Annotated in this window: 19 protein-coding genes; all 19 read left to right on the top strand. The window is 69.1% G+C overall.

What is annotated here, in order from left to right; translation table 11 throughout:
• Positions 1-57: 57 nt before the first annotated feature.
• The 19 genes from rplJ (at position 58) to FZC61_RS00090 (ending at position 24,689) form a co-directional block, all read left to right on the top strand.
• The gene (gene rplJ, locus FZC61_RS00180) at positions 58-738 is read left to right on the top strand and encodes a 50S ribosomal protein L10 (protein WP_148611301.1); all 681 of its coding nucleotides are present in this window, start codon (positions 58-60) and stop codon (positions 736-738) included.
• Positions 739-816: 78 nt separating this feature from the next.
• The gene (gene rplL / locus FZC61_RS00175; protein WP_148611297.1) at positions 817-1,209 is read left to right on the top strand and encodes a 50S ribosomal protein L7/L12; all 393 of its coding nucleotides are present in this window, start codon (positions 817-819) and stop codon (positions 1,207-1,209) included.
• A 315-nt stretch (positions 1,210-1,524) separates the two neighbouring features.
• Entirely contained in the window at positions 1,525-2,481 is a 957-nt protein-coding gene (locus FZC61_RS00170) for an ABC transporter ATP-binding protein (RefSeq protein ID WP_148611294.1), read from the top strand.
• A 7-nt stretch (positions 2,482-2,488) separates the two neighbouring features.
• Positions 2,489-3,274 (top strand): MlaE family ABC transporter permease, encoded by a 786-nt coding sequence (locus FZC61_RS00165; protein WP_148611292.1) that lies wholly within the window; start codon positions 2,489-2,491, stop codon positions 3,272-3,274.
• A gap of 2 nt (positions 3,275-3,276) precedes the next feature.
• A complete protein-coding gene (locus tag FZC61_RS00160) occupies positions 3,277-4,104 on the top strand; it encodes an MlaE family ABC transporter permease (protein WP_148611290.1) in 828 nt (275 codons plus the stop codon).
• Between the two features lie 4 nt (positions 4,105-4,108).
• On the top strand, positions 4,109-5,395 hold the full coding sequence (locus FZC61_RS00155) for an MCE family protein (protein WP_246142447.1): 1,287 nt from the start codon (positions 4,109-4,111) through the stop codon (positions 5,393-5,395).
• Positions 5,392-6,453 carry an MCE family protein gene (locus tag FZC61_RS00150; protein WP_148611288.1) on the top strand — a complete coding sequence of 354 codons (1,062 nt, stop codon included), beginning with the start codon at positions 5,392-5,394 and terminating at the stop codon, positions 6,451-6,453. The genes FZC61_RS00155 and FZC61_RS00150 overlap by 4 nt, the downstream gene beginning before the upstream one ends.
• Complete coding sequence (locus tag FZC61_RS00145) at positions 6,450-7,445, top strand: MCE family protein (RefSeq protein WP_148611286.1); 996 nt, start codon at positions 6,450-6,452, stop codon at positions 7,443-7,445. Before FZC61_RS00150 ends, FZC61_RS00145 begins: the two co-directional genes overlap by 4 nt.
• The gene (locus tag FZC61_RS00140) at positions 7,445-8,602 is read left to right on the top strand and encodes an MCE family protein (RefSeq protein WP_170285910.1); all 1,158 of its coding nucleotides are present in this window, start codon (positions 7,445-7,447) and stop codon (positions 8,600-8,602) included. Before FZC61_RS00145 ends, FZC61_RS00140 begins: the two co-directional genes overlap by 1 nt.
• Positions 8,599-10,062, top strand: coding sequence for an MCE family protein (locus tag FZC61_RS00135; RefSeq protein WP_148611282.1), 1,464 nt, complete (start codon positions 8,599-8,601; stop codon positions 10,060-10,062). The genes FZC61_RS00140 and FZC61_RS00135 overlap by 4 nt, the downstream gene beginning before the upstream one ends.
• Complete coding sequence (locus FZC61_RS00130) at positions 10,059-11,354, top strand: MCE family protein (protein WP_148611280.1); 1,296 nt, start codon at positions 10,059-10,061, stop codon at positions 11,352-11,354. The genes FZC61_RS00135 and FZC61_RS00130 overlap by 4 nt, the downstream gene beginning before the upstream one ends.
• Positions 11,355-11,401: 47 nt before the next feature.
• Entirely contained in the window at positions 11,402-12,457 is a 1,056-nt protein-coding gene (locus FZC61_RS00125) for a hypothetical protein (RefSeq protein WP_211357020.1), read from the top strand.
• Entirely contained in the window at positions 12,439-13,296 is an 858-nt protein-coding gene (locus FZC61_RS00120; RefSeq protein ID WP_148611276.1) for a J domain-containing protein, read from the top strand. The genes FZC61_RS00125 and FZC61_RS00120 overlap by 19 nt, the downstream gene beginning before the upstream one ends.
• A 215-nt stretch (positions 13,297-13,511) precedes the next feature.
• Complete coding sequence (rpoB, locus tag FZC61_RS00115) at positions 13,512-17,030, top strand: DNA-directed RNA polymerase subunit beta (RefSeq protein WP_148611274.1); 3,519 nt, start codon at positions 13,512-13,514, stop codon at positions 17,028-17,030.
• 122 nt (positions 17,031-17,152) lie between these two features.
• A complete protein-coding gene (locus FZC61_RS00110) occupies positions 17,153-21,040 on the top strand; it encodes a DNA-directed RNA polymerase subunit beta' (RefSeq protein ID WP_148611272.1) in 3,888 nt (1,295 codons plus the stop codon).
• 147 nt (positions 21,041-21,187) lie between these two features.
• Positions 21,188-21,703 carry a DUF4232 domain-containing protein gene (locus FZC61_RS00105; RefSeq protein ID WP_148611270.1) on the top strand — a complete coding sequence of 172 codons (516 nt, stop codon included), beginning with the start codon at positions 21,188-21,190 and terminating at the stop codon, positions 21,701-21,703.
• 54 nt (positions 21,704-21,757) lie between these two features.
• The gene (locus FZC61_RS00100) at positions 21,758-22,996 is read left to right on the top strand and encodes a geranylgeranyl reductase family protein (RefSeq protein WP_148612456.1); all 1,239 of its coding nucleotides are present in this window, start codon (positions 21,758-21,760) and stop codon (positions 22,994-22,996) included.
• Positions 22,997-23,015: 19 nt separating this feature from the next.
• Entirely contained in the window at positions 23,016-23,801 is a 786-nt protein-coding gene (locus FZC61_RS00095; RefSeq protein ID WP_148611268.1) for a lysophospholipid acyltransferase family protein, read from the top strand.
• Positions 23,802-23,810: 9 nt separating this feature from the next.
• Positions 23,811-24,689 (top strand): NUDIX domain-containing protein, encoded by an 879-nt coding sequence (locus FZC61_RS00090; protein WP_148611266.1) that lies wholly within the window; start codon positions 23,811-23,813, stop codon positions 24,687-24,689.
• Positions 24,690-24,701 lie beyond the last annotated feature (12 nt).

Genomic DNA, 24,701 nt, shown 5'->3' with positions numbered 1-24,701 from the left:
GGCGTTCGTCGTTCTCCGCGGTCGCCGGGGGCGGTCTCACCGTCCGGAAGGAGACCCATGGCGCGGGCAGACAGGAACGCCGCCGTCGCGGAGATCGTTGAGTCCTTCAACGATGCCGCCGGTGCCGTGCTGACCGAGTACCGCGGTCTCACCGTCAAGGAGCTGCAGGACCTGCGCCGCTCCCTGGGTGAGAACGCCAGCTACGCCGTGGTCAAGAACACGCTGGCCAAGATCGCCGCCAACCAGGTGGGCATCAGCGGCTTCGACGACCTGCTCACCGGCCCGACCGCCATCGCCTTCATCAGCGGTGACGTGGTCGAGGCGGCCAAGGGTCTGCGTGACTTTGCCAAGGCTCACCCCGCCCTTGTCATCAAGGGTGGAGTCCTCGACGGCAACATCCTCGACGCGAAGGAGATCGCCAAGCTGGCCGATCTCGAGTCGCGCGAGGTGCTCCTGGGCAAGCTCGCGGGCGCCATGCTCGCGTCGCTCTCCCAGGCCGTCTACCTCCTCAACGCGCCTCTGGCCCAGGCCGCCCGTCTCGCGGGTGCGCTGCAGGCCAAGGCCGAGGAGGACCCCTCGATCCTCGCAGGTGGTGCGGGTACGCCCGCCGCCGCCGAGGAGGCCCCGGTCGCGGAGGCCGCAGCCGAGGAGACCCCCGCGGAGGAGGCGTCGCAGGACGCTCCCGCCGCGGAGGCGACCGAGGTCGCAGCCGACGAGGCCGAGACCACCGACGCCTGATCCCAGGCTGACCACACCACCTGAAACCCGGTACGCCGCACCCGCGGCGGCGTACCACCGATTGGAAGGAACGCCACCATGGCGAAGCTCAGCACCGACGAGCTCCTTGAGGCTTTCAAGGAGATGACCCTGATCGAGCTCTCCGAGTTCGTGAAGCAGTTCGAGGAGACCTTCGGCGTCACCGCCGCCGCCCCCGTCGCCGTGGCCGCCGCCCCGGCCGCCGGCGGCGCCGCCGGTGGTGCCGACGAGGCCGCCGCGCAGGACGAGTTCGACGTCGTCCTCGAGGCTGCCGGTGACAAGAAGATCAACGTCATCAAGGAGGTGCGTGCCCTCACCTCGCTCGGTCTCAAGGAGGCCAAGGAGCTGGTCGAGGCCGCCCCCAAGGCCGTCCTGGAGAAGGTCGACAAGGCCACGGCCGACAAGGCCAAGGAGACCCTCGAGGGCGCCGGAGCGACCGTCACCCTCAAGTGACCTGCTGCGCGTGACGGACTAGGACCTCGTCCTAGCCCCAACACGTCGAGACACCGAGGCGACCATCCCCATCGGGGGTGGTCGCCTCGTTGCGTTCGGAGCCTGTTGTCGCAGGTGGGAGCCCGTGTCACGGGTCCGTATCGGCATCTGGCGTAAACGTGACGTCACGCACAAACCCGCGTAACCTCGCGGCGACGAGGCCGTTGTTACTCGTGGGTGCTGCGGTGGCAGCCGCACCCCCCCGCACCACAGCAGCCGATGGCCTCCGACTGCTCCCAGGCGTGTGCGCCGAACCAGGTCGAGAGAAGGACTTCCATGGGTGTTGAGATCAAGATCGAGAATCTCACCAAGTCGTTCGGCAAACAGCTCATCTGGGGAGACGTCAGCCTGACCGTCCCGGCCGGCGAGATCTGCGTGATGCTGGGTCCGTCGGGCACCGGCAAGTCGGTGCTCCTGAAGACCCTGATCGGGCTGCTGAAGCCCGACCGGGGCTCGGTGATCATCGAGGGCACCGACATCGCCTCGTGCCCCGAGAAGGAGCTCTACGAGATCCGCAAGCTGTTCGGCGTGCTGTTCCAGGACGGCGCGATGTTCGGGTCGATGAACCTCTACGACAACGTCGCCTTCCCGCTGCGCGAGCACACCAAGAAGTCGGAGTCCGAGGTCCGCGAGGTCGTCATGGAGAAGATGGACCTGGTCGGTCTGCTCGGTGCCGAGGACAAGCTGCCCGGTGAGATCTCTGGCGGCATGCGCAAGCGCGCGGGCCTGGCCCGGGCGCTGGTGCTCGACCCCGAGATCGTGCTGTTCGACGAGCCCGACTCGGGCCTGGACCCGGTGCGCACGGCGTTCCTCAACCAGCTGATCGTCGACCTCAACGCCCAGATCGACGCGACGTTCCTGATCGTGACCCACGACATCAACACCGCGCGCACGGTGCCCGACAACATCGGGCTGCTCTACCACCGCCACCTGGCGATGTTCGGGCCGCGCGAGATGCTGCTGAGCTCGGAGGAGCCCGTGGTGCGGCAGTTCCTCAACGCCCAGCGGGTGGGACCGATCGGCATGTCGGAGGAGAAGGACGCCGACGAGCTGGCCGCCGAGTCCGGCCAGGAGCTGCCGCCGCTGCCGCCGATCCCGATGCAGCTCGAGCCGTCCAACGGCATCCCGCGTCGCAGCCAGCGCGAGCCCGGCTCGTGGTGCCGCGAGAACGGCGTCACGCCGCCTCCCGGCTCGTTCCAGAGCGCCAACGCCGGCCTGGCCCCGGGGGTCTGAGCACCAGATGGCATCTCTCACGTCGGCGCGCGTCCTGCGCCCCGTCGGCACCGCGGGCAAGCTCTTCGCCTTCGCCCTCGACGTCGTGCGCGGCCTGTTCCGCCGCCCCTTCCAGCTGCGCGAGTTCCTGCAGCAGGCCTGGTTCATCGCCTCGGTCACGATCGTGCCCACGGCCCTGGTCGCCATCCCGTTCGGCGCCGTCATCGCGCTGCAGGTCGGTGGCCTCATCAAGCAGTTCGGTGCCCAGTCCTTCACCGGCTCCGCCTCCGTGCTCGCCGTCATCCAGCAGGCGGGTCCGATCGCCACAGCCCTGCTGATCGCGGGCGCGGGCGGCTCGGCCATCGCCGCCGACCTCGGAGCCCGCAAGATCCGCGAAGAGCTCGACGCGATGATGGTGCTCGGCATCGACCCGATCCAGCGCCTGGTCGTGCCCCGCGTGCTCGCCTGCATGCTGGTGGCGTTCTTCCTCAACGGCCTGGTCAGCGTGGTCGGCGTGGCCGGTGGTTACGTCTTCAACGTGATCCTGCAGGACGGCACCCCCGGCGCCTACATCGCGAGCTTCACCGCGCTGGCGCAGCTGCCCGACCTCTACATCGGCCTGATCAAGTCCCTGATCTTCGGCCTGATCGCTGCTGTGGTGGCTGCCTACAAGGGCATGAACGCCGGCGGCGGCCCCAAGGGCGTCGGCGACGCGGTCAACGAGTCCGTGGTCATCACGTTCCTGCTGCTGTTCGTCGTCAACTTCGTCCTCAGCACGATCTACCTCCAGCTCGTGCCACCGAAGGGCGGTTAGCCATGGCCAACCTCAAGGCGGTCTACCAGAGGCCGCTCACCTCCATCGACGACCTCGGCGGTCAGCTCGCGTTCTACCTGCGTGCGCTCGCCGCGACCCCCAAGTCGATCGTGCGCTACCCCAAGGAGATCATGCGGATCCTGGCCGAGGTCACCCTCGGCTCGGGGTCGCTGGCCGTCATCGGCGGCACCGTCGGCGTCATCCTCGGCATGACCTTCTTCACCGGCGCCCAGGTCGGTCTCTCGGGCTACGCCGCCCTCGACCAGCTCGGCACCTCCGTCTACGCCGGCTTCGTGTCGGCCTACTTCAACACCCGTGAGATCGCGCCGCTGGTCTCCGGCATCGCGCTCGCGGCGACGGTGGGCTGCGGCTTCACCGCCCAGCTGGGCGCCATGCGCATCTCCGAGGAGGTCGACGCCCTCGAGGTGATGGCCATCCCGTCGATGCAGTTCCTCGTCACCACCCGGATCGTCGGCGGCCTGATCGCGATCGTCCCCCTCTACGTCGTGGGGCTGCTGTCGTCCTACGTCGCGAGCCGGCTCGTCGTGACCCAGTTCTACGGGCAGAGCGCCGGTGCCTACGACCACTACTTCAACGTGTTCCTGCCACCGGGCGACGTCTTGTGGTCCTTCGGCAAGGTGCTGGTCTTCTCGGTGGTCGTCATCCTGATCCACTGCTACTACGGCTACAACGCCTCGGGTGGCCCCGCCGGCGTAGGTGTCGCGGTGGGTCGTGCCGTACGGTCGAGCATCGTCGCGGTCAACGTCATCGACCTGTTCTTGTCGATGGCCATCTGGGGCACCACCACGACCGTCAGATTGGCAGGGTGACCGGGTGAAGCGCGTGCTCCTCAACGCCCGACTCCTGGGCATCGTCTTCCTGGCGATGCTCGTCGGTGGCGTCTACCTCACCTACGCGATCTTCACCAAGAAGTTCAGCGACTACGACGAGGTCACCCTCGAGACCTCCTCCATCGGCCTGCAGCTGCCGGTGCGGGCCGACATCAAGGTGCGCGGCGTCCAGGTCGGCGAGGTCCTGCGCTACAGCGCGACGTCGTCCGGCGCCAAGGTCACCCTCGGCATCTACCCCGACAAGATCGACGAGATCCCGGCCAACGTGACCGGCTCGATCGTGCCCAAGACGCTCTTCGGCGAGAAGTACGTCTCCCTGGTCATCCCCGACGACCGCTCGGGCACCCTGGCCACCGGCGACGTCATCGAGAAGACCAAGGTCCCGACCGAGGTCGAGAAGGTCCTCTCCGACCTCTACCCGCTGCTGCAGACGGTCCAGCCCACCGAGATCAACATGACGCTGACCGCGCTGGCCACCGCCCTCGAGGGCCGGGGGGAGCAGCTCGGTGACAGCCTGCAGACGCTCGACGCCTACCTCAAGCGCCTCAACCCGCGCATCCCCGAGCTCGTCGAGGACCTGCGGCTGACCTCCGACACCGCCGACATCTACAACGAGATCCTTCCCGAGGTCGGCGAGGTGCTCGAGAACACCGTCACCACGACCGGCACCCTCGAGGACCGCGAGGCCAAGCTCAACGCGCTCTTCAACGACGTCGCGGGCTTCTCCGACACCGCGCGCACCTTCCTGGCCGACAACGAGGACAACATCGTTCGCCTCGGCGAGGTCAGCGCCCCGACCCTGCAGGTGCTGGCGCGCTACTCCACCGAGTTCCCCTGCCTCACCGGGGGCATCGTGCGGGCCGGCCGCCTGCAGGCCGAGGCGTTCCGCAACTTCCGCCTCCACATCGTCCTCGAGACGCTCCCGCGCCAGCCCCGCCCCTACAACGTCAACGACGTCCCTCGTATCGCCGAGAACCGTGGGCCGACCTGCCTCAACCTGCCCAACCCGCCGTGGTCGCAGGCCAACCCGGTGCGTCGCGTCCCCAATTTCAACGACGGTGTCGACGAGCCCACCGGCAAGGGCACCGACCGGGTCGCCACCGGCTACCTGCTGCGCGACGGCCAGAGCTCCCAGGGCAGCACCGGCGAGTACGACCTCTACCGCCGGCTCATGTCTCCCGGGCTCGGCGTCCCCCCGGCCCAGGTCCCCGACCTCGGCCCCCTGCTGATGAGCCCCATGGCCCGAGGATCCGAGGTGAGCACGCGATGAAGCTCCTCGACAAGAAGACCTCAGGCGACGCCAGCAAGCTCGTCGTCTTCATGCTGGTCACGATCCTGGCCACCGGCCTGCTCGTGATCGTCATCGGCAACATCAGCTTCCAGGGCAGCCGCGACTACAAGGCCGTGTTCACCGACGCCACCGGCGTCGTCAAGGGCGACGACGTGCGCATCGCCGGCGTCAAGGTCGGCACGGTCAAGGACATCCGCGTCATCGACGGCGACGACGCTGCCGGGCCGGTCAAGATGGCCGAGGTCTCCTTCACCGTCGAGAAGGGCACCGAGCTGACGCAGTCGACCTACGCAGCGCTGCGCTACCGCAACCTCGTGGGCCAGCGCTACGTGTCGCTGAGCCAGGGTGCCGGCGAGCCCGGCATCCTCGAGCCGGGCGAGACCATCCCGGCCTCGCGCACCGAGGAGGCCCTCGACCTCACCCAGCTTTTCAACGGCTTCAAGCCGCTGTTCCGCGCGCTGTCGCCCGACGACGTCAACAAGCTGTCCTACGAGGTGATCCAGGTCTTCCAGGGTGAGGGCGGCACCCTCGAGGGGCTGCTGTCGAGCACCGCCTCGGTCACCGACACCCTGGCCGACCGCGACGCAGTCATCGGTCAGCTCATCGACAACCTCGACTACGTCCTGGACCACGTCGCCGACCGCGACACGCAGCTCACCGCGCTGATCCAGAACTTCCGGACCCTCGTGTCCGGCCTCAAGGACGACCGGCGGGCCATCCTCGACTCCTTCGACCAGATCACCCAGCTCTCGGTCCAGACCGCCGACCTGGTCAAGGGCGTACGTCCGCCGTTCGTCGAGGACATCAAGCAGCTGCGGCGCCTGACCGCCACCATCGACCGCAACAAGCGCGAGCTCGACCGCGCGCTGCAGGTGCTGCCGATCAAGCTCGACAAGATCGGCCGGACCGCCGCCTACGGCTCGTGGTTCAACTTCTACCTGTGCAACTTCGAGGGAGACGTGACCGTGCCCGGTCTGGGCGTCGTGCCCGTCAGTGCCCCGTCCAACTTCGGTGGCGAAAGGTGTGACCTCGGATGAAGCCCTTTCGCGAGCGCAACCCCGTGATCATCGGCGCGCTGAGCCTGGCGGTCATCGCCATGCTCCTGCTCGCCGCGTTCCGGGCCCAGGACCTCCCGCTGATCGGCGGTGGCGACACCTACTACGCCATGTTCGAGGACACCGGCGGCCTGCAAGCCCAGGACGAGGTCCGGATGGCCGGCGTGCGCGTCGGAGTGGTGAAGTCCGTCGAGCTCGACGGCGCCCAGGTCAAGGTGACCTTCAAGATCACGTCCGACGAGCAATTCGGCAAGGACACCGGCGCCGCCATCAAGGTCAAGACGCTGCTGGGCTCCATGTACCTGGCGCTCGAGCCGGCCGGTGACGACCAGCTGAAGGCGGGGTCGACGATCCCGGCCGACCGCACCGCCGAGCCGTTCGACGTCATCGACGCCTTCAGCGGCCTCGCCGACACCATCGGTGACGGCAGCTCGACCACCGACATCGACACCACCCAGCTCGGCAACTCGCTCACCGTGCTGGCCGACCTCACCCGCAACACCCCCGAGGAGTTCCGCGGTGCCCTCAGCGGCCTCTCCCGGCTCTCGGCCAACCTCGCCGACCGCGACGGCGAGATCAACTCGCTGCTCGGCAACCTCAAGCGGGTCTCGACGGTGCTCGACGCGCGCGACGACGACATCATCGCGCTGATGAAGGACTCCGACACCCTCTTCGAGGCGCTGCTGCAGCGCCGCGACCAGCTGCACCAGCTGCTGGTCTCGACGCAGACGCTGTCCACCGAGCTGACCAGGCTCATCCGCGACTCGCGCGCCGACCTCAAGCCGGCACTCACGCAGCTCGACTCCGTCCTCGACGTCATCAACAAGAACGAGGACAACCTCGACAACAGCCTGCGGCTGATGGCGCCGTTCTACCGGGTGTTCGCCAACACCCTCGGGACCGGCCCCTGGTTCGACACCTACATCCAGAACCTGCCGCCGGTGCCCGATGCGACCCTGGGAGCGCGTGGCTGATGAACGTTCTCAAACGCGCCCTGGCGCCCCTGATCATCCTCACGCTCGTGGCCATCGCCGGCTTCACGCTGTTCGGCGGGGGAGACGACCCCAAGAAGCTCGTCGCCTACTTCCCCCGCACCGTCTCCCTCTACGAGGGCAGCGACGTCCGCGTGCTGGGGGTTTCGGTCGGCAAGGTCGACAAGATCGTCCCCGACGGCACCCGGGTGCGGGTGGAGATGACCTACGACGCCTCGGTCAAGCTGCCCGCCGACGCCAAGGCCATGCTCATCTCGCCTGCCATCGTCGGCGACCGCTACGTCCAGGTCACCCCCGCCTACACCGGTGGCAAGGAGCTGTCGGCCAACGCGGTGCTCGAAGCCAACAGCACGGTGCCGCTCGAGCTCGACGAGATCTACGCCAACCTCGACCGCCTCACCGTCGCCCTGGGCCCCAACGGCGCCAACGCCGACGGAGCGCTCAGCGACCTGCTCGAGGTCACCGCCGCCAACTTCGGCGGCCAGGGCAACCAGTTCAACCAGACCATCAAGAACTTCGGTCGCCTGAGCACCACCCTCGACAACAACAAGGAAGAGCTGTTCGGCGCCGCGGCCGAGCTGCAGAAGTTCATCACCACCCTGGCCGACAACGACTCCACGGTGCGCGACTTCAACGACTCGTTGAGCCGGGTGTCCACCCTGCTGGCCGACGAGCGCCAAGAGCTGGCCGGCTCGATCAAGTACCTCGCGGTGGCCCTCGACGAGGTCGGCCGGTTCGTCCAGGACAACCGCGACGTGCTGCGCACCGACATCAAGGGCATCGACCGCGTCGCCAAGGTCCTGGTCAAGCAGCGCGCCGCCCTCGACGAGACCCTTCGCATCGCCCCGTTGGCGCTCAACAACCTCCAGCTCACCTACAACCCCGATGCCGGCACCCTCGACACCAACGCCAACGTGGGCAACCTCTTCACCGAGATCCAGAGCAATCCCAGCGCCGTGCTGTGCGCACTGGTCAGTGCCAACGACCCCGACGGATCGATCTGCGACCTCATCCAGTCGCTGCCGCTGCCCCGCGCCGCGACGTTCGGACCCGGAACCGGGTCGCTCTACGCCGCGTCGTCCGACAACACCCTCGGCGGCCTGGTGCCCGCCACCACCACGACCGGAGGCTCCCAGTGAACCGCCTGGTGCGCGCCCTCGTCGCGATCGTCCTCGGCAGCGTGGTGCTCTCGGGCTGCGACTTCGACGTCTACGAGCTGCCCCTGCCGGGCGGCGCCGACGTCGGGAACGACCCGATGACCATCACCGTCGAGTTCGGCAACGTCTTGGACCTCGTGCCGCAGTCGAGCGTCAAGCTCAACGACGTCACCATCGGCAAGGTCACGTCGGTCGACGTCAAGTCCACCAAGGACTCCTCGGGGCGCCTGGCCTACGTCGCCGACGTCCAGCTCGAGATCCGGGGTGACACCGAGCTGCCCGCCAACGCCACGGCGACGCTGCGCCAGACCAGCCTGCTCGGCGAGAAGTTCGTCTCGCTGGCCGCGCCCGCGACCGGGGCCGCCACCACGCTGCTGTCCGACGGCGACACGATCCCGATCACCAGCACCGGCAAGAACCCCGAGGTCGAGGAGGTGCTGGGCGCACTCAGCCTGCTGCTCAACGGCGGCGGCATCGACAAGCTGCGCACCATCGCGCGCGAGGTCAACGCCACGCTCGAGGGCCGCGAGGACTCCGTGCGCTCGCTGCTGACCCAGGTCTCGTCGTTCATGGGTCAGCTCGACGCCAACAAGACCGACATCGTCGACGCGATCGAGTCGCTCAACGGCCTGGCCAAGCAGGTCAAGGCCCAGCAGCCCAAGATCGACCTGGCGCTCGAGGAGCTGCCGAGCGCGCTGCTGTCGCTCAACCGCCAGCGCGACGACCTGGTGCGCATGCTCGGTGCGCTCGACCGTCTCGGCGACGTCGGGGTGCGGGTCATCCGCCGGTCCAAGGCTGACACGATCACCTCGATCCGCCAGCTCCAGCCGACCCTCACCCAGCTCGCCAACGCTGGCGACGACCTCGTCAATGCGTTCAGCGTGTTCCTGACCTACCCGTTCGTCGACGAGGTCGTCGGTCGTGATCCGCAGGTGGCCCGCAACCTGCACATGGGCGACTACACCAACCTCGACGTCCGCCTCGACCTCGACCTCGGAGACCTGCCAGACATCCCGGGGGTGGACTGCACCCCGTTGAGCGCGATCCCGGACACCGGCCCGCTGCCCGACTTCCAGGACCTCTGCGCCGGCGCACAGGACGCCCTGGCTGCCTGCGCCGACGACTTCACCCGCAGCTGCCTGCAGGGGCTGGTGCAGTCGGTCTGCGACGCCACGCCCAACAACCCGATCTGCGACGTGCTGGGCGGGGTTCTCGGTGGTGTCACCGGTGGCCTGACCGGTGGCAACGGTGGCAGCGGCGGCACGGGCGGTCTGCCGGGGCTGCCCGGACTCGGTGGCGTCGGCGGCCTCGGAGGTCTGCTCAACCGCCCGGCGGTGGGTGCCACCACAGGTGCTGACCGCGGGCCCACGCTGGGCCAGCTCATGGCCGTCTACGACCCGGCTCTGGTGAGCCTCCTGACCCCCGGAATGGTGCTGCGATGATCACCCGTCGGACCAAGGTGCAGCTGCTGGTCTTCGTGATCATCACGCTGCTCGGTGTCTCGTTCGTCGGGGCGCGGTACGCGCGACTCGACGAGAAGGTGCGCGACACCACCTTCGAGGTGACGGCTCACTTCGCTGAGGCCGGCGGCATCTTCGCCGGCGCCGAGGTGACCTACCGCGGTGTCGGCATCGGCATCGTCGACCGCCTCGAGCTGACCCAGGACGGTGTCGACGTCGTCCTCAAGATCGACGACAAGTGGGACGACATCCCGTCGCAGTCGATCGCCTCGGTCGGCAACCGGTCGGCCGTCGGTGAGCAGTTCGTCGAGCTGCAGCCCAAGGTCGACGACGGTCCGGTCCTCGAGCAGGGCTCCGAGATCCCGGTGGTCGACACCCGCACGCCGATCGCGACCGAGACGATCCTGGCCGACCTCTCCGACACGGTGAGCTCGGTTGACCAGGACGCCCTGCGCACGACCGTCGGCGAGCTCGGCAAGGCCTTCGACGGCACCGGCCAGGACCTGCAGCAGATCATCGACACCGGCAGCTCCTTCATCCAGACCGCCGACGACAACTTCGACATCACCACCAAGCTCATCGAGGACAGCAACACCGTCCTCAACACCCAGATCGACTCCCAGTCCGACCTGCGCACGTTCGCCGACCAGCTGTCCCTGTTCAGCGGCACCCTGGCCGACGCCGACCCCGACCTGCGCAAGCTGATCGACGACGGCTCGTTCGCGGCCAACCAGCTCAGGACGTTCATCGAGGACAACCGCATCGACCTCGGTTCGTTGCTCAACAACCTGCGGACCAACGGCGAGACGGTCGTCAAGCACCTCGACGGCATCCAGCAGGTCCTGGTGGTCTACCCCTACGTGGTCGAGGGCGGGTTCACCGTGGTGTCGAAGAGTCCGGGCACGGGCAAGTTCGACGCCCACTTCGGCGCCATCATCACCGACACGGTGCCGTGCACCAACGGCTATCAGTCGACCCACCGTCGTACCCCGCAGGAGCGGTTCACCGACCCGGGCATGAACGTCAACGCCCGCTGCGCCGACCCGGCCTCGAAGTCCAACCCGCGCGGCTCACAGAACGTCCCGCCGCGCGTCGGCACCTCCTTCGCTCGGCCCGACGCGTTTTACGACCCCGACACCGGCACGATCACCTACCCGGACGCTTCCGACCCCGACCCGGCCGCGCCCTGGGACGCCGCCGGTACGGTTGCCCCACGATCGCTCGGAAAGGAGTCGTGGAAGTGGCTGTACCTCGAACCCATGACGGGTCAGTAGGTCGCACCTCCCGCTCCGGCTCCGCACTCCTCCCGGTCCTCTCGGCGGTGTTCGCCGTGGTGATCGTGGCCTGCCTGCTCGTCCTCGGGATGCGCTACGCCGACGCCTCCGGCTCCTTCGGGGACCGGGTCGGTGAGGTCCTCGGCGGCGACTCCGGCGCGCAGGGCGGTTCGACCCAGGACGACCCGCGGACCCGTGAGCTGGTGCTGAGCCAGGCCAACCAGTTCATGATCCGCATCAACACCTACGGGCCCTCCGACCTCGACAAGCAGGACAAGATGCCCGGCTACGTGCAGCGTGTCCGCGAGGTCATCACCCCCAAGCTCGACGTCGACTTCGAGAAGCAGGTCACCCTGGCCGAGCAGAGCGTCGCCCAGGCCGGCCTGGCTCGCTCCATCCAGCTCTACGCCAGCGGCCTGGAGTCCCTCGACACCGACATCGCGACGGTCCTGGTCACCGGCGCGATCAGCCAGTCCTACCCCGACCCCGTCAAGGACGGCCGCATCGAGTACGAACCGCTCGTGTTCCGCTATGAGGTCCGGCTGGTCAAGACCGACGGCACCTGGCTCGTCGACGACTTCTCCCCGGTCAAGGGCGAGGTCGCCGGAGAACCCACCGACGCGGTGCCGAGCGACGTCCCGACCGACCCGGCGACCGTCGACCCGTCCTCGGGTGCCCAGTCGGGCGCTGGGTCGGACGTCGTCCAGCGCTACGGCCAGATCGTGGCCAAGCGTGCGGTCAGCATCAGTGACGCCGTCACCACGCTCGACACCTGCGGCTTCCCGGCGGCCGCCGACGCCGGTGACGCCACGTGCGCGGGGGCCCCCGACGCGCTCGCCTCCGCCGTACGCACCCTGAACAACAGCCTCGCCGGTGCGGCCAACCCCGACTCCCGGGTCTTCGTCGGCACCCCGCCCGCCGCCATCAGCGACCTGGTCCGCGCCACGCAGGACGCCGCCGACTCGGTGCTCGCCGCCTCGGCGATCCTCGACCCGTCGTGCGTCAGCGGCACCACCTCACGGTGCGCTGCCCAGCGCAAGGCGCTCGTGTCCGCGGTCGACAACCTGGTCACCGGTCTCAGCGGATGGGAGTCGATCTCGTGATCCCCAGCTGGTACGACGTCCTGGGCGTCGACGACGACGCCACGACCGACGAGATCCGCGCGGCGTGGCAGGAGTCGGTCGCGGGGCTCGACCCCACCGACCGCCGCTTCAAGCAGCGCAACCGGGCCGCGGAGGTGCTGCTCGACCCCGAGCGCCGCGCCGCCCACGACGCCGACCTGGCGGCACAGGACGCCATCGACGACGCGGACGACGACACGGACGGCGAGGACGTTGCCGCGACGAGCGCCGCTGCTGCCGTCAGCCTCGACAAGTCCACCGCGCGCCCCGTCCGGCCGGCGTCCGACACGACGTCCGGATCGCGTCCCCAGCTCCTGGTCACCGTGGGTCTGGCCGTGCTGGCCCTGGTCCTGGCCGTGGCCACCGTGGTGTCGCTGGTCGCCGGGGGCGGCTCGACCACGGCGGGCTCCGCCGGCTCGGCCGGCCTGCCCGACTCCCGCGAGATCCAGGCCGCGCGCAAGGCCGCCGAGACCGCCATCGGTCCGGTGCTGTCCTTCGACTACCGCAACCTCGACAAGAGCCGGGAGGCGGCGACGTCGTTCATGACCCCGCGCTACGCCGAGGTCTACGAGCAGAACTTCGCCGGGTTCATCCAGGACAACGCCCCGACCACGAAGACGATCGTCACGGCGCAGGTCGTGAAGTCCGGGATCGTGCGCACGGGCAAGGACCGCGTCGACGTCCTCGTCTTCGTCAACCGCCCCACGCGCAACGCCTCGGGCGACAAGGTCTCGCGCGACCAGGTCACCGTGCGGATGCTCGACGTCGACGGCTCGTGGCTCGTCGACTGCCTCATCACCTCGCCCGGCGGCACCTGCTGACCCCACCCGGTGGCGGCGGGGTGCTTGACCGAGGGGCCCGTGGGGGTCATCATCGTGGCACGCTCGTCTCCCAGGCGCATGCTCTACTTGTCGCGCGCCCGTGATCTGTGTATCGTGGCGCTTTGCGTCTGCCCTCAGATACGCATCTGCCTGCCCGGTGGCGATGTTGTGGTGGTCTGACGCTCCTCATCGCGACTGACGTCGAAGGATCTCTCTTGGCCGCGCGCAGCTCCTCTGCTTCCAGCTCCACCAGCAACAACACCGGCAACTACCGCCGCATCTCTTTCGCGAAGATCGACGAACCGCTCGAGATTCCGAAGCTTCTCTCGCTCCAGACCGACGCCTTCGACTGGCTCGTCGGCAACGCCAACTGGGACGCCGTGGTCGAGCGGCGCCTGGCGGCCGGGGAGGACACCTCCCGCAAGTCCGGCCTCACCGAGATCTTCGAGGAGATCTCGCCGATCGAGGACTTCTCCGAGACGATGTCGCTCTCGTTCGAGAACCCGGTCTTCTACGACCCCAAGTACTCCGTCGACGAGTGCAAGGAGAAGGACTTCACCTACTCCGCGCCGCTCTACGTCTCGGCCGAGTTCACCAACAACGACACCGGTGAGATCAAGGGCCAGACCGTCTTCATGGGCGACTTCCCCCTGATGACCCCCAAGGGCACCTTCGTCATCAACGGCACCGAGCGCGTCGTGGTCTCCCAGCTGGTCCGCAGCCCCGGCGTCTACTTCGAGCGCACTGCCGACAAGACGTCCGACAAGGACATCTACACCGCGCGCCTGATCCCCTCGCGCGGCGCCTGGCTCGAGTTCGAGATCGACAAGCGCGACCTGGTCGGCGTGCGTCTGGACCGCAAGCGCAAGCAGAACATCACGGTGCTGCTCAAGGCCCTGCAGGCCGTCGCAGAGGACACCGGCGAGGCCTACGACTACGAGGCCGTGATGGAGGAGCTGCGCCAGTACGAGTCGATCCAGCTCACCGAGGAGAAGGACCACACCCAGGGTCCCGACGACGCGCTGCTCGACATCTATCGCAAGCTGCGCCCGGGCGAGCCGCCCACCCGCGAGGCCGCGCTGACGCTGCTGAAGAACTACTACTTCAACCCCAAGCGCTACGACCTGGCCAAGGTCGGTCGTTACAAGATCAACAAGAAGCTCGGCCTGGTCGAGGCCTTCGACCAGCAGACGCTGACCATCTCCGACGTCGTCAACGCGATCAAGTACATCGTCGCGCTGCACGACGGCAAGGAGCAGGTCGAGGCTCCCGCCGGCACGATCGACGTCGGCCCCGACGACATCGACCACTTCGGCAACCGTCGCATGCGCACGGTCGGCGAGCTCATCCAGAACCAGCTGCGCACGGGCCTGGCCCGCATGGAGCGCGTGGTCCGCGAGCGGATGACGACCCAGGACGTCGAGGCCATCACGCCGCAGTCGCTGATCAACATCCGTCCGGTCGTCGCGGCGCTCAAGGAGTTCTTCGGGACCTCCCAGCTGTCGCAGTTCATGGACCAGACCAACCCGATCGCCGGCCTGACGCACAAGCGTCGCCTCTCGGCGCTCGGCCCCGGTGGTCTGTCGCGCGACCGCGCCGGCATGGAGGTCCGTGACGTCCACCCGTCGCACTACGGCCGCATGTGCCCGATCGAGACCCCTGAGGGTCCCAACATCGGTCTGATCGGCTCGCTGGCCTCCTACGGCCGCATCAACCCCTTCGGCTTCGTCGAGACGCCCTACCGCAAGGTCGAGAACGGCCGGGTCACCGACCAGATCGACTACCTCACCGCCGACGACGAGGACAAGCAGGTCATCGCGCAGGCCAACCAGGTGCTCGACGCCGACGGCAAGTTCGTCGAGGAGCGGGTGCTGGTGCGCCAGCGCGACGGTGAGGTCTCCGAGATCCTCGCCGCCGAGGTCGACTACATGGACGTCTCGCCGCGCCAGATGGTGTCGGTCGCGACCGCCCTGATCCCGTTCCTCGAGCACGACGACGCCAACCGCGCGCTCATGGGCGCCAACATGCAGCGTCAGGCCGTCCCGCTGATCACCAGCGACAGCCCCCTGGTCGGCACCGGCATCGAGTACCGCGCCGCGGTCGACGCCGGTGACGTCGTCGTCGCCGAGCACGCCGGTGTCATCAAGGAGGTGTCGGCCGACCTCGTCGAGACGATGAACGACGACGGCACCTACACCACCTACAAGCTGGCCAAGTTCCGTCGCTCCAACCAGGGCACCTGCATCAACCAGCGCCCCCTGGTCGCCGAGGGCGACCGGGTCGAGGTCGGCTCGCCGATCGCCGACGGGCCGTGCACCGACAAGGCCGAGATGGCGTTGGGCACCAACCTGCTGGTCGCGTTCATGCCGTGGCAGGGCCACAACTACGAGGACGCGATCATCCTCAGCCAGCGCCTGGTCCAGGAGGACGTCCTGACCTCGATCCACATCGAGGAGCACGAGGTCGACGCGCGCGACACCAAGCTCGGCCCCGAGGAGATCACCCGCGACATCCCCAACGTGTCCGAGGAGATGCTCGCCGACCTCGACGAGCGCGGCATCATCCGCATCGGCGCCGAGGTCACGACCGGTGACATCCTGGTCGGCAAGGTCACGCCCAAGGGCGAGACCGAGTTGACCCCCGAGGAGCGCCTGCTCCGCGCGATCTTCGGCGAGAAGGCCCGCGAGGTGCGCGACACCTCGATGAAGGTCCCGCACGGCGAGTCCGGCACCGTCATCGGCGTCCGGGTCTTCGACCGCGAGGACGGCGACGAGCTGCCGCCCGGCGTCAACCAGCTCGTCCGCGTCTACGTCGCCCAGAAGCGCAAGATCTCGGTGGGTGACAAGCTTGCCGGCCGCCACGGCAACAAGGGTGTCATCGCCAAGATCCTCCCGATCGAGGACATGCCCTTCATGGAGGACGGCACCCCGGTCGACGTCGTGCTCAACCCGCTCGGTGTGCCGCGACGCATGAACATCGGCCAGATCCTCGAGCTCCACCTCGGCTGGCTGGCCAAGCAGGGCTGGGACCTCGACCTGAGCGACCAGCCCGGCCAAGCCGACTGGAAGCAGCGCCTGATCGACATCCACGCCGACAAGGCCGCGCCCGGCACCAAGGTCGCGACCCCGGTCTTCGACGGTGCCCGCGAGGACGAGATCACCGGGCTGCTCGGCTCGACGATCCCCAACCGCGACGGCGTGCGGATGATCGACGGCACCGGCAAGGCCCGGCTCTTCGACGGTCGCTCCGGCGAGCCGTTCAACGACCCGGTGTCGGTGGGCTACATGTACATCCTCAAGCTCCACCACCTCGTCGACGACAAGATCCACGCTCGCTCGACGGGCCCCTACTCGATGATCACGCAGCAGCCCCTGGGCGGTAAGGCCCAGTTCGGCGGCCAGCGGTTCGGCGAGATGGAGGTCTGGGCGATGGAGGCCTACGGCGCCGCCTACGCCCTGCAGGAGCTGCTGACGATCAAGTCCGACGACGTGCCCGGTCGCGTCAAGGTCTACGAGGCGATCGTCAAGGGCGAGAACATCCCCGACTCCGGCATCCCCGAGTCGTTCAAGGTGCTCGTCAAGGAGATGCAGTCGCTGTGTCTCAACGTCGAGGTGCTCAGCCAGGACGGTTCGCAGATCGAGCTGCGCGACGCGGAGGAAGACGTCTTCCGTGCCGCCGAGGAGCTCGGCATCGACCTGTCGCGCCGCGAGCCCAGCTCGGTCGAAGAGGTGTGAGGTGTGGTCTCGAGACGGTCGCTAGCGCGACCTCCTCGACCAGAAAGTGGTCGAGGCTCGAGACCCCTTCCGCCCCCCTCTACTTCAATTTCTCTTAAGTACTACGAAGGGTTGCAGCCATCGTGCTCGACGTGAACTTCTTCGACCAGCTCAAGATCGGCCTGGCCACCGCGGACGACATCCGGACGTGGAGCCACGGCGAGGTCAAGAAGCCGGAGACGATCAACTACCGCACGCTCAAGCCGGAGCGTGACGGTCTTTTCTGCGAGAAGATCTTCGGTCCCACCCGGGACTGGGAGTGCTACTGCGGCAAGTACAAGCGCGTGCGCTTCAAGGGCATCATCTGCGAGCGCTGCGGCGTCGAGGTGACCCGTTCCAAGGTCCGCCGCGAGCGGATGGGCCACATCGAGCTCGCCGCCCCGGTGACCCACATCTGGTACTTCAAGGGCGTCCCGTCGCGGCTGGGCTACCTGCTCGACCTGGCCCCCAAGGACCTCGAGAAGGTCATCTACTTCGCGGCCTACATGATCACCGCCGTCGACGAGGAGGCGCGTCACCGCGACCTGACCTCGCTCGAGGCCAAGGTGCAGCAGCAGCGCGAGATGCTCGAGAAGCGCCGCGACAGCTCGCTGGAGGACCGCACCAAGAAGCTCGAGGACGACCTGGCCGCCCTCGAGGCCGAGGGTGCCAAGGCCGACCAGCGCCGCAAGGTGCGCGACGGCGCCGAGCGCGAGATGAAGCAGCTGCGTGACCGTGCGCAGCGCGAGCTCGACCGTCTCGAGGAGGTCTGGAGCACGTTCAAGACGCTCAAGATCCAGGACCTCATGGGCGACGAGCTGCTCTACCGCGAGATGAAGAACTGGTTCGGCAAGTACTTCGAGGGCCACATGGGCGCCACGGCGATCCAAAAGCGCCTCGAGAACTTCGACACCGAGGCCGAGGTCGAGTCGCTGCGCGACACGATCGCCAACGGCAAGGGCCAGAAGAAGGTCCGCGCCCTCAAGCGCCTCAAGGTCGTCGACGCGTTCCGCAAGACCGGCAACGAGCCGCGGGGCATGGTCCTCGACGCCGTCCCGGTCATCCCGCCGGACCTGCGCCCGATGGTCCAGCTCGACGGTGGCCGCTTCGCCACCTCCGACCTCAACGACCTCTACCGGCGCGTCATCAACCGCAACAACCGCCTCAAGCGGCTGCTCGACCTCGGTGCGCCCGAGATCATCGTCAACAACGAGAAGCGGATGCTCCAGGAGGCCGTCGACTCGCTGTTCGACAACGGCCGCCGTGGTCGTCCCGTCACCGGCCCGGGCAACCGGCCGCTGAAGTCGCTGTCCGACATGCTCAAGGGCAAGCAGGGGCGCTTCCGCCAGAACCTGCTCGGCAAGCGCGTCGACTACTCCGGCCGCTCGGTCATCGTCTCGGGCCCGCAGCTCAAGCTGCACCAGTGCGGCCTGCCCAAGAACATGGCCATCGAGCTGTTCAAGCCGTTCGTCATGAAGCGGCTGGTCGACCTGTCCCACGCGCAGAACATCAAGTCCGCCAAGCGGATGGTCGAGCGTGCGGTGCGCCCCGAGGTCTGGGACGTGCTCGAGGAGGTCATCACCGAGCACCCGGTGCTGCTCAACCGGGCACCCACGCTGCACCGCCTCGGCATCCAGGCCTTCGAGCCCCAGCTGATCGAGGGCAAGGCCATCCAGATCCACCCGCTCGTCTGCACGGCGTTCAACGCCGACTTCGACGGTGACCAGATGGCCGTGCACCTGCCGCTGTCGGCCGAGGCCCAGGCCGAGGCCCGGATCCTGATGCTGTCGACCAACAACATCCTCAAGCCGTCCGACGGCCGCCCGGTCACCATGCCGACCCAGGACATGATCATCGGGCTGTTCTTCATGACCTCCGACCGCCCCGGTGGCGGCGGCGAGGGTCGTGGGTTCTCGTCGGTCGCCGAGGCGATCATGGCCTTCGACCGGCACGAGATCACGCTGCAGAGCGTGGTCAAGATCCGGATGACCGACATCGTCCCGCCGATGGAGCACCCGGAGTTCGACGGCACGCTCAAGACGCTGACGCTGGAGACCACGCTGGGCCGGGCCCTCTTCAACGAGACCCTGCCGGCCGACTACCCCTTCGTGAACTACGAGGTGGGCAAGAAGGCCCTCGGCGCGATCGTCAACGACCTCGCCGAGCGCTACACCAAGGTCGAGGTCGCGGCCTCGCTCGACGCCCTGAAGGAGGCCGGCTTCTACTGGGCCACCCACTCCGGCGTCACGGTGTCGATCGACGACGTGGTCACCCCCGACAACAAGGTCGAGATCCTGGCCGAGTTCGAGGAGAAGGCCGCCAAGATCCAGAAGCAGTTCGAGCGCGGTCTGGTCACCGACGAGGAGCGTCGTCAGGAGCTCATCGAGATCTGGACCGAGGCCTCCAACATGGTCGGCAAGGCCATGGAGACCAACTTCGAGGACCACAACCGGACCAACCCGATCTTCGTGATGGTCAACTCCGGTGCCTCGGGCAACATGAACCAGATCCGCCAGGTCGCGGCCATGCGTGGCCTCGTGGCCAACCCCAAGGGCGAGATCATCCCGCGGCCGATCAAGTCCAACTTCCGTGAGGGCCTGACCGTCCTCGAGTACTTCATCGCCACCCACGGTGCCCGCAAGGGTCTGGCCGACACCGCGCTGCGTACGGCCGACTCGGGCTACCTGACCCGTCGTCTGGTCGACGTCTCGCAGGACGTCATCATCCGTGAGGACGACTGCGGCACCGAGCGCGGTCTGCCCAAGGTGATCGGTGTCGTCGGCGAGGACGGTGTGGTCCGCAAGGACGAGAACGCCGAGACCGCGGCCTACGCCCGGTCCGCGGCCACCGAGGTCACCCACCCCGAGACCGGCGAGGTGCTGGTCGAGGCGGGCGGCGACCTGGGCGACGTCAAGATCGGCGAGCTGATCGCTGCCGGCATCGCCAGCGTCAAGGTCCGCTCGGTCCTGACGTGCGACGCCAAGACCGGCACGTGCGCCAAGTGCTACGGCCGCTCGCTGGCCACCGGCAAGCTCGTCGACATCGGCGAGGCGGTCGGCATCATCGCCGCCCAGTCGATCGGTGAGCCCGGCACGCAGCTGACCATGCGTACCTTCCACACCGGTGGCTCGGCCTCGGCCGACGACATCACGCAGGGTCTGCCCCGCGTGGTCGAGCTCTTCGAGGCCCGCTCGCCCAAGGGTCGTGCGCCGATCTCCGAGGCCTCCGGCCGGGTCGAGATCGACGAGACCGACAAGGCGCGCAAGATCCTCGTCACGCCCGACGACGGCTCCGAGGTGCAGGAGTATCCCGTCAGCAAGCGCTCGCGCCTGCTGGTCGCCGACGGCGAGCACATCGAGGTCGGCCGCCGCCTGATCGTCGGCACGGAGGACCCGCAGGACGTCCTGCGCATCCTCGGTGTCCGCAAGGCCCAGGAGCACCTGGTCGACGAGGTCCAGAAGGTCTACCGCTCGCAGGGTGTGGCCATCCACGACAAGCACATCGAGATCATCGTGCGGCAGATGCTGCGTCGCGTGACGGTCATCGAGTCGGGCGAGACCAACCTGCTGCCCTCCGACCTCACCGACCGGGTGAAGTTCGAGGAGGAGAACCGCCGCGTGGTCTCCGAGGGCGGCAAGCCGGCCTCGGGCCGTCCGGTCCTCATGGGCATCACCAAGGCGTCGCTCGCCACGGAGTCGTGGCTCTCGGCGGCCTCCTTCCAGGAGACCACCCGGGTGCTCACCGACGCCGCGATCCACGGTCGTTCCGACAGCCTGCGCGGCCTGAAGGAGAACGTGATCATCGGCAAGCTCATCCCGGCCGGTACCGGTCTGGAGCGCTACCGCAACATCCGGGTCGAGCCGACCGAGGAGGCCCGCGCCGCGGCGTACTCCGTGACCGGTTACGACTCCTACGACTACGAGTTCGGCACCGCCGGCTCCGGTCAGGCTGTGGCGCTCGACGACTTCGACTTCGGTTCCTACCAGAACTGATCCGAGTCACCAGGTGGCCCGTCGCGCTCTGCGCGGCGGGCCACCTGCTTTCTGGGCGGATTCTCAGGCGTGGGCGACAACTCGGGAGGTCCGCGGCTGGTCTCACCCTCGAACGCCCCGCCCGGGGCCGACCAGGAGGGAACCCCGATGAACATCGCCACCAGGCTCGCCATCCCCGCCGCCGCCGTCGTGCTCGCCTGCGGCACGGTCGTCGCCACCTCGGGCGCCGCGCACGCGCAGCCGGGCGAGTGCGGCAACAGCGACCTGCACGCGTCGTACCACGCACGCGACGCCGGTGCCGGTCACCGCTACGGCGTGATCCGGCTGACCAACGTCGCCGACACGACCTGCACCGTGCGCGGCTACGGCGGCCTGTCCTACGTCGGGCATGGCGACGGCACCCAGGTCGGTGCGGCCGCCGACCGCGACCCCGGTCGGGTGCGCACGGTCGTGCTCGACCCGGGGCAGAGCGTCGTGAGCCGGGTCGACGAGGTCGTCGCGGGCAACTACCCGCGACGTGCGTGCCGTCCGACCCCGGTCGACGGGTTCCGCGTCTACGTGCCCGACTCGCGCGTCTCGCAGTACGTCGCCCACCCGACCACCGGTTGCGCGCGCTCCCGCGTGCACCTGATCAGCCACGGCCCCTTCCGCGCCCCGCGCTGAACCGCCGACTCGGCGGGGTGTGGCGGGGCCTGAGAGACTGGGGGAGTGAGCACGATGCCGACGATGCCGACGCAGACCGACGTCCTGGTGGTCGGTGCGGGTCCCGCCGGGTCGGCCGCGGCGGCGTGGGCCGCCCGGGCCGGGCTCGACACGGTCCTGACCGACATGGCCGTCTTCCCCCGCGACAAGACCTGTGGTGACGGCCTGACGCCGCGCGCGGTCGACGAGCTGTCCCGGCTCGGCCTCGAGGACTGGTTGCGCGCCCGCACGACCAACCGCGGTCTGCGCGCCCACGGGTTCGGGCAGACGCTGCTGCTGCCGTGGCCGGGAGGCACCCTGCCCGACTGGGGCAGCGCGGTGCCGCGCACCGAGCTCGACGACCACCTGCGCACCACCGCGATCAAGAGCGGCGCGACCGCGGTCGACGGCGCCCGCGCGGTCGACGTACGCCGCGACGGGGCCCGCGTGTCCGCCGTGGTGTTCAAGCAGGGCGACCAGACCTTCGAGATCGGCTGCCGCCGGCTCGTCGTGGCCGACGGGGTCCGCTCCCCGCTCGGCAAGGCGCTGGGCCGTGAGTGGCACCGAGACACCGTCTACGGCGTCGCCGGGCGCTCCTACGTCGCCAGCACCGCCTCCGACGACCCGTGGATCAGCAGCCACCTCGAGCTGCGCGGCAAGGACGGCAAGATCCTGTCCGGCTACGGCTGGATCTTCCCGTTGGGCAACGGGGAGGTCAACCTCGGCGTCGGCACGCTCGCGACCGCCAAGCGACCCGCCGACATCGCCATCAAGCCGCTCATGGACTTCTACGCCGAGGAGCGCCGCGCGGAGTTCGGCCTGGAGGGGTCGCTGCGCGACCGCACCTCGGCCCTGCTGCCGATGGGCGGCGCGGTGAGCAACGTCGCCGGTCGCAACTGGGCCCTCGTCGGCGACGCCGCCGGCTGCGTCAACCCGCTCAACGGCGAGGGCATCGACTACGGCCTCGAGACCGGGCGCCTGCTCGTCGAGGTGATGCAGGAGCGCGACGAGCTCGACCTGGCCTGGCCGGCGCTGCTGCGCGACCACTACGGCGAGTCGTTCTCGATCGCCCGGCGCCTGGCCGGGCTGGTGACCGTGCCGCGGCTGCTGCCGACCTTCGGCCCGGTCGGGATGCGCTCGGACTGGCTGATGACCCTGGCCCTGCGCTGGATGGGCAACCTGGTCACCGACGAGGACCGCGACCGCGCCGCCCGCGTGTGGCGCTGGGCCGGTCGCCGCTCCCTGGCGCAGGACCACCGCCCACCGTTCTCGTAGTCGGCTCCGAACCACCGGTATGGCAGATCGGCTCTACCGCGGCGTGATCGCGGCCGGCAAGGCCGTGCTGCGCGGGCTGGACCTGCGGGTGCGCTCCGAGGGCGCCGGGCACCTGCCCGCCGACGGCCCGGTGGTCCTGGCCTGCAACCACGTCTCGTTCCCCGACTTCGTCTACGTCGGTCAGGCGCTGCTCGGCACCAGGCGACTGGTGCGCTTCCTGTGCCGCGGCGACATCTGGGACACCCCGGCCGGCCCACTCATGGAGACGATGCGGCACGTGCCCGTCGACCGGCAGGCGCCGGCCGCCGCCTACCTGCGCGCCCGCCGACTGCTGCGCGAGGGCGAGGTGGTCTGCGTGTTCCCCGAGGCCGGGATCTCGGCGGCCTACGCCGTGCGGGCGATGATGCCGGGCGCCGTCGCCCTCGCGCGCGAGACCGGCGCGCCGCTGCTGCCGGTGACGGTCTGGGGCGGCCAGCGGCTCTGGGGGCAGAAGCGTGCGCTCGACGCGCCCTTCCCGCGTCCCGAGCTCGCCCGCGGGCGCACCGTCGACGTGCGCATCGGCGAGCCGTGGCACGTGCCGCCGCACGCCGACCTCGTCGAGACCACCCGCCGCCTCGGCGCCACGCTCCAGGCCACCCTCGACCACCTCCAGCGGTTGCCGGAGCACCAGCCCCGCCCGGGGGAGTGGGCGCCCTGGCACCCCGCGCACCTCGGCGGCCACGCGCTCGAGCGCGAGGCGTCGTACGCGCTGGACGGCATGCCCCGTTCGGCGGTCCACCCGACGTGGTCGCCGGCACCTGCATAGGGTTGGGGGATGTCAGGCAACCGGGTGCAGCGCGTCGCGGCGTACGCCGTGATCGTGCGCGACGGTCAGATCCTGCTCAGCAGGCTCGCCCCGCGCGTCTCGCGCGCCGAGCTCTGGACGCTGCCGGGCGGCGGTCTCGACCACGGCGAGGACCCCCGTGACGCCGTCGTGCGCGAGGTGCACGAGGAGACCGGGCTGTCGGTCACGGTCGGCGAGAGCGCCCGCACCTACTCCCTGCACCTGCCCGACACGTGGCGCCGCGGTCGGCGCGTCGACGCGCACTCGCTGCGCATCGTCTACGACGGGTGGGTGCCGCTCGACTCGCCCGAGCCCCGGGTGGTCGAGGTCGACGGCTCCACCATCGAGGCCGCGTGGCGGCCGGTCAGCGCCGTGCTCGACGGCACCGTACCGACGGTGGCGATGGTCAAGGAGGCCCTCGGCCTCTACCGCCCCCACCGCTGGCAGCGGGTCGCGGCCTACGCGCTGGTCCGGCGCGCCGAGCCCGACGACTCGGTGCTGCTGACGCGCACCTCGCCGCGGGGCTTCCACACCGGGCTGTGGTCGCTGCCCGGAGGGGGCGTCGACTTCGGCGAGGACCCCGTGAGCGCAGTGGCCCGCGAGGTGCGCGAGGAGACCGGGGCGGTCTGCGTCGTCGGCGACCTGGTCACCACCACCACCGAGACCGTGCGCGGCACAGCCCCCAGCGGTCGCGACGAGGAGGTGCAGACCATCGGCCTCGTGTACGCCGCGACGGTGGCTCCCGACGCGACCTTCACGGTCGAGACCGACGGCACCACCGACGCCGTCGAGTGGGTGCGGGTCGCCGACATCGAGTCGGGCCAGGTGCCGGTCGTGGCGTCGGTCCGCGAGGTGCTGGGCGTCGGCTAGGACGTCGGCCAG

The sequence above is a fragment of the Nocardioides rubriscoriae genome, assembly GCF_008087085.1.
Taxonomy (GTDB): Bacteria; Actinomycetota; Actinomycetes; order Propionibacteriales; family Nocardioidaceae; genus Nocardioides; species Nocardioides rubriscoriae.
This window is presented reverse-complemented; position numbering and strand designations above follow the sequence as displayed.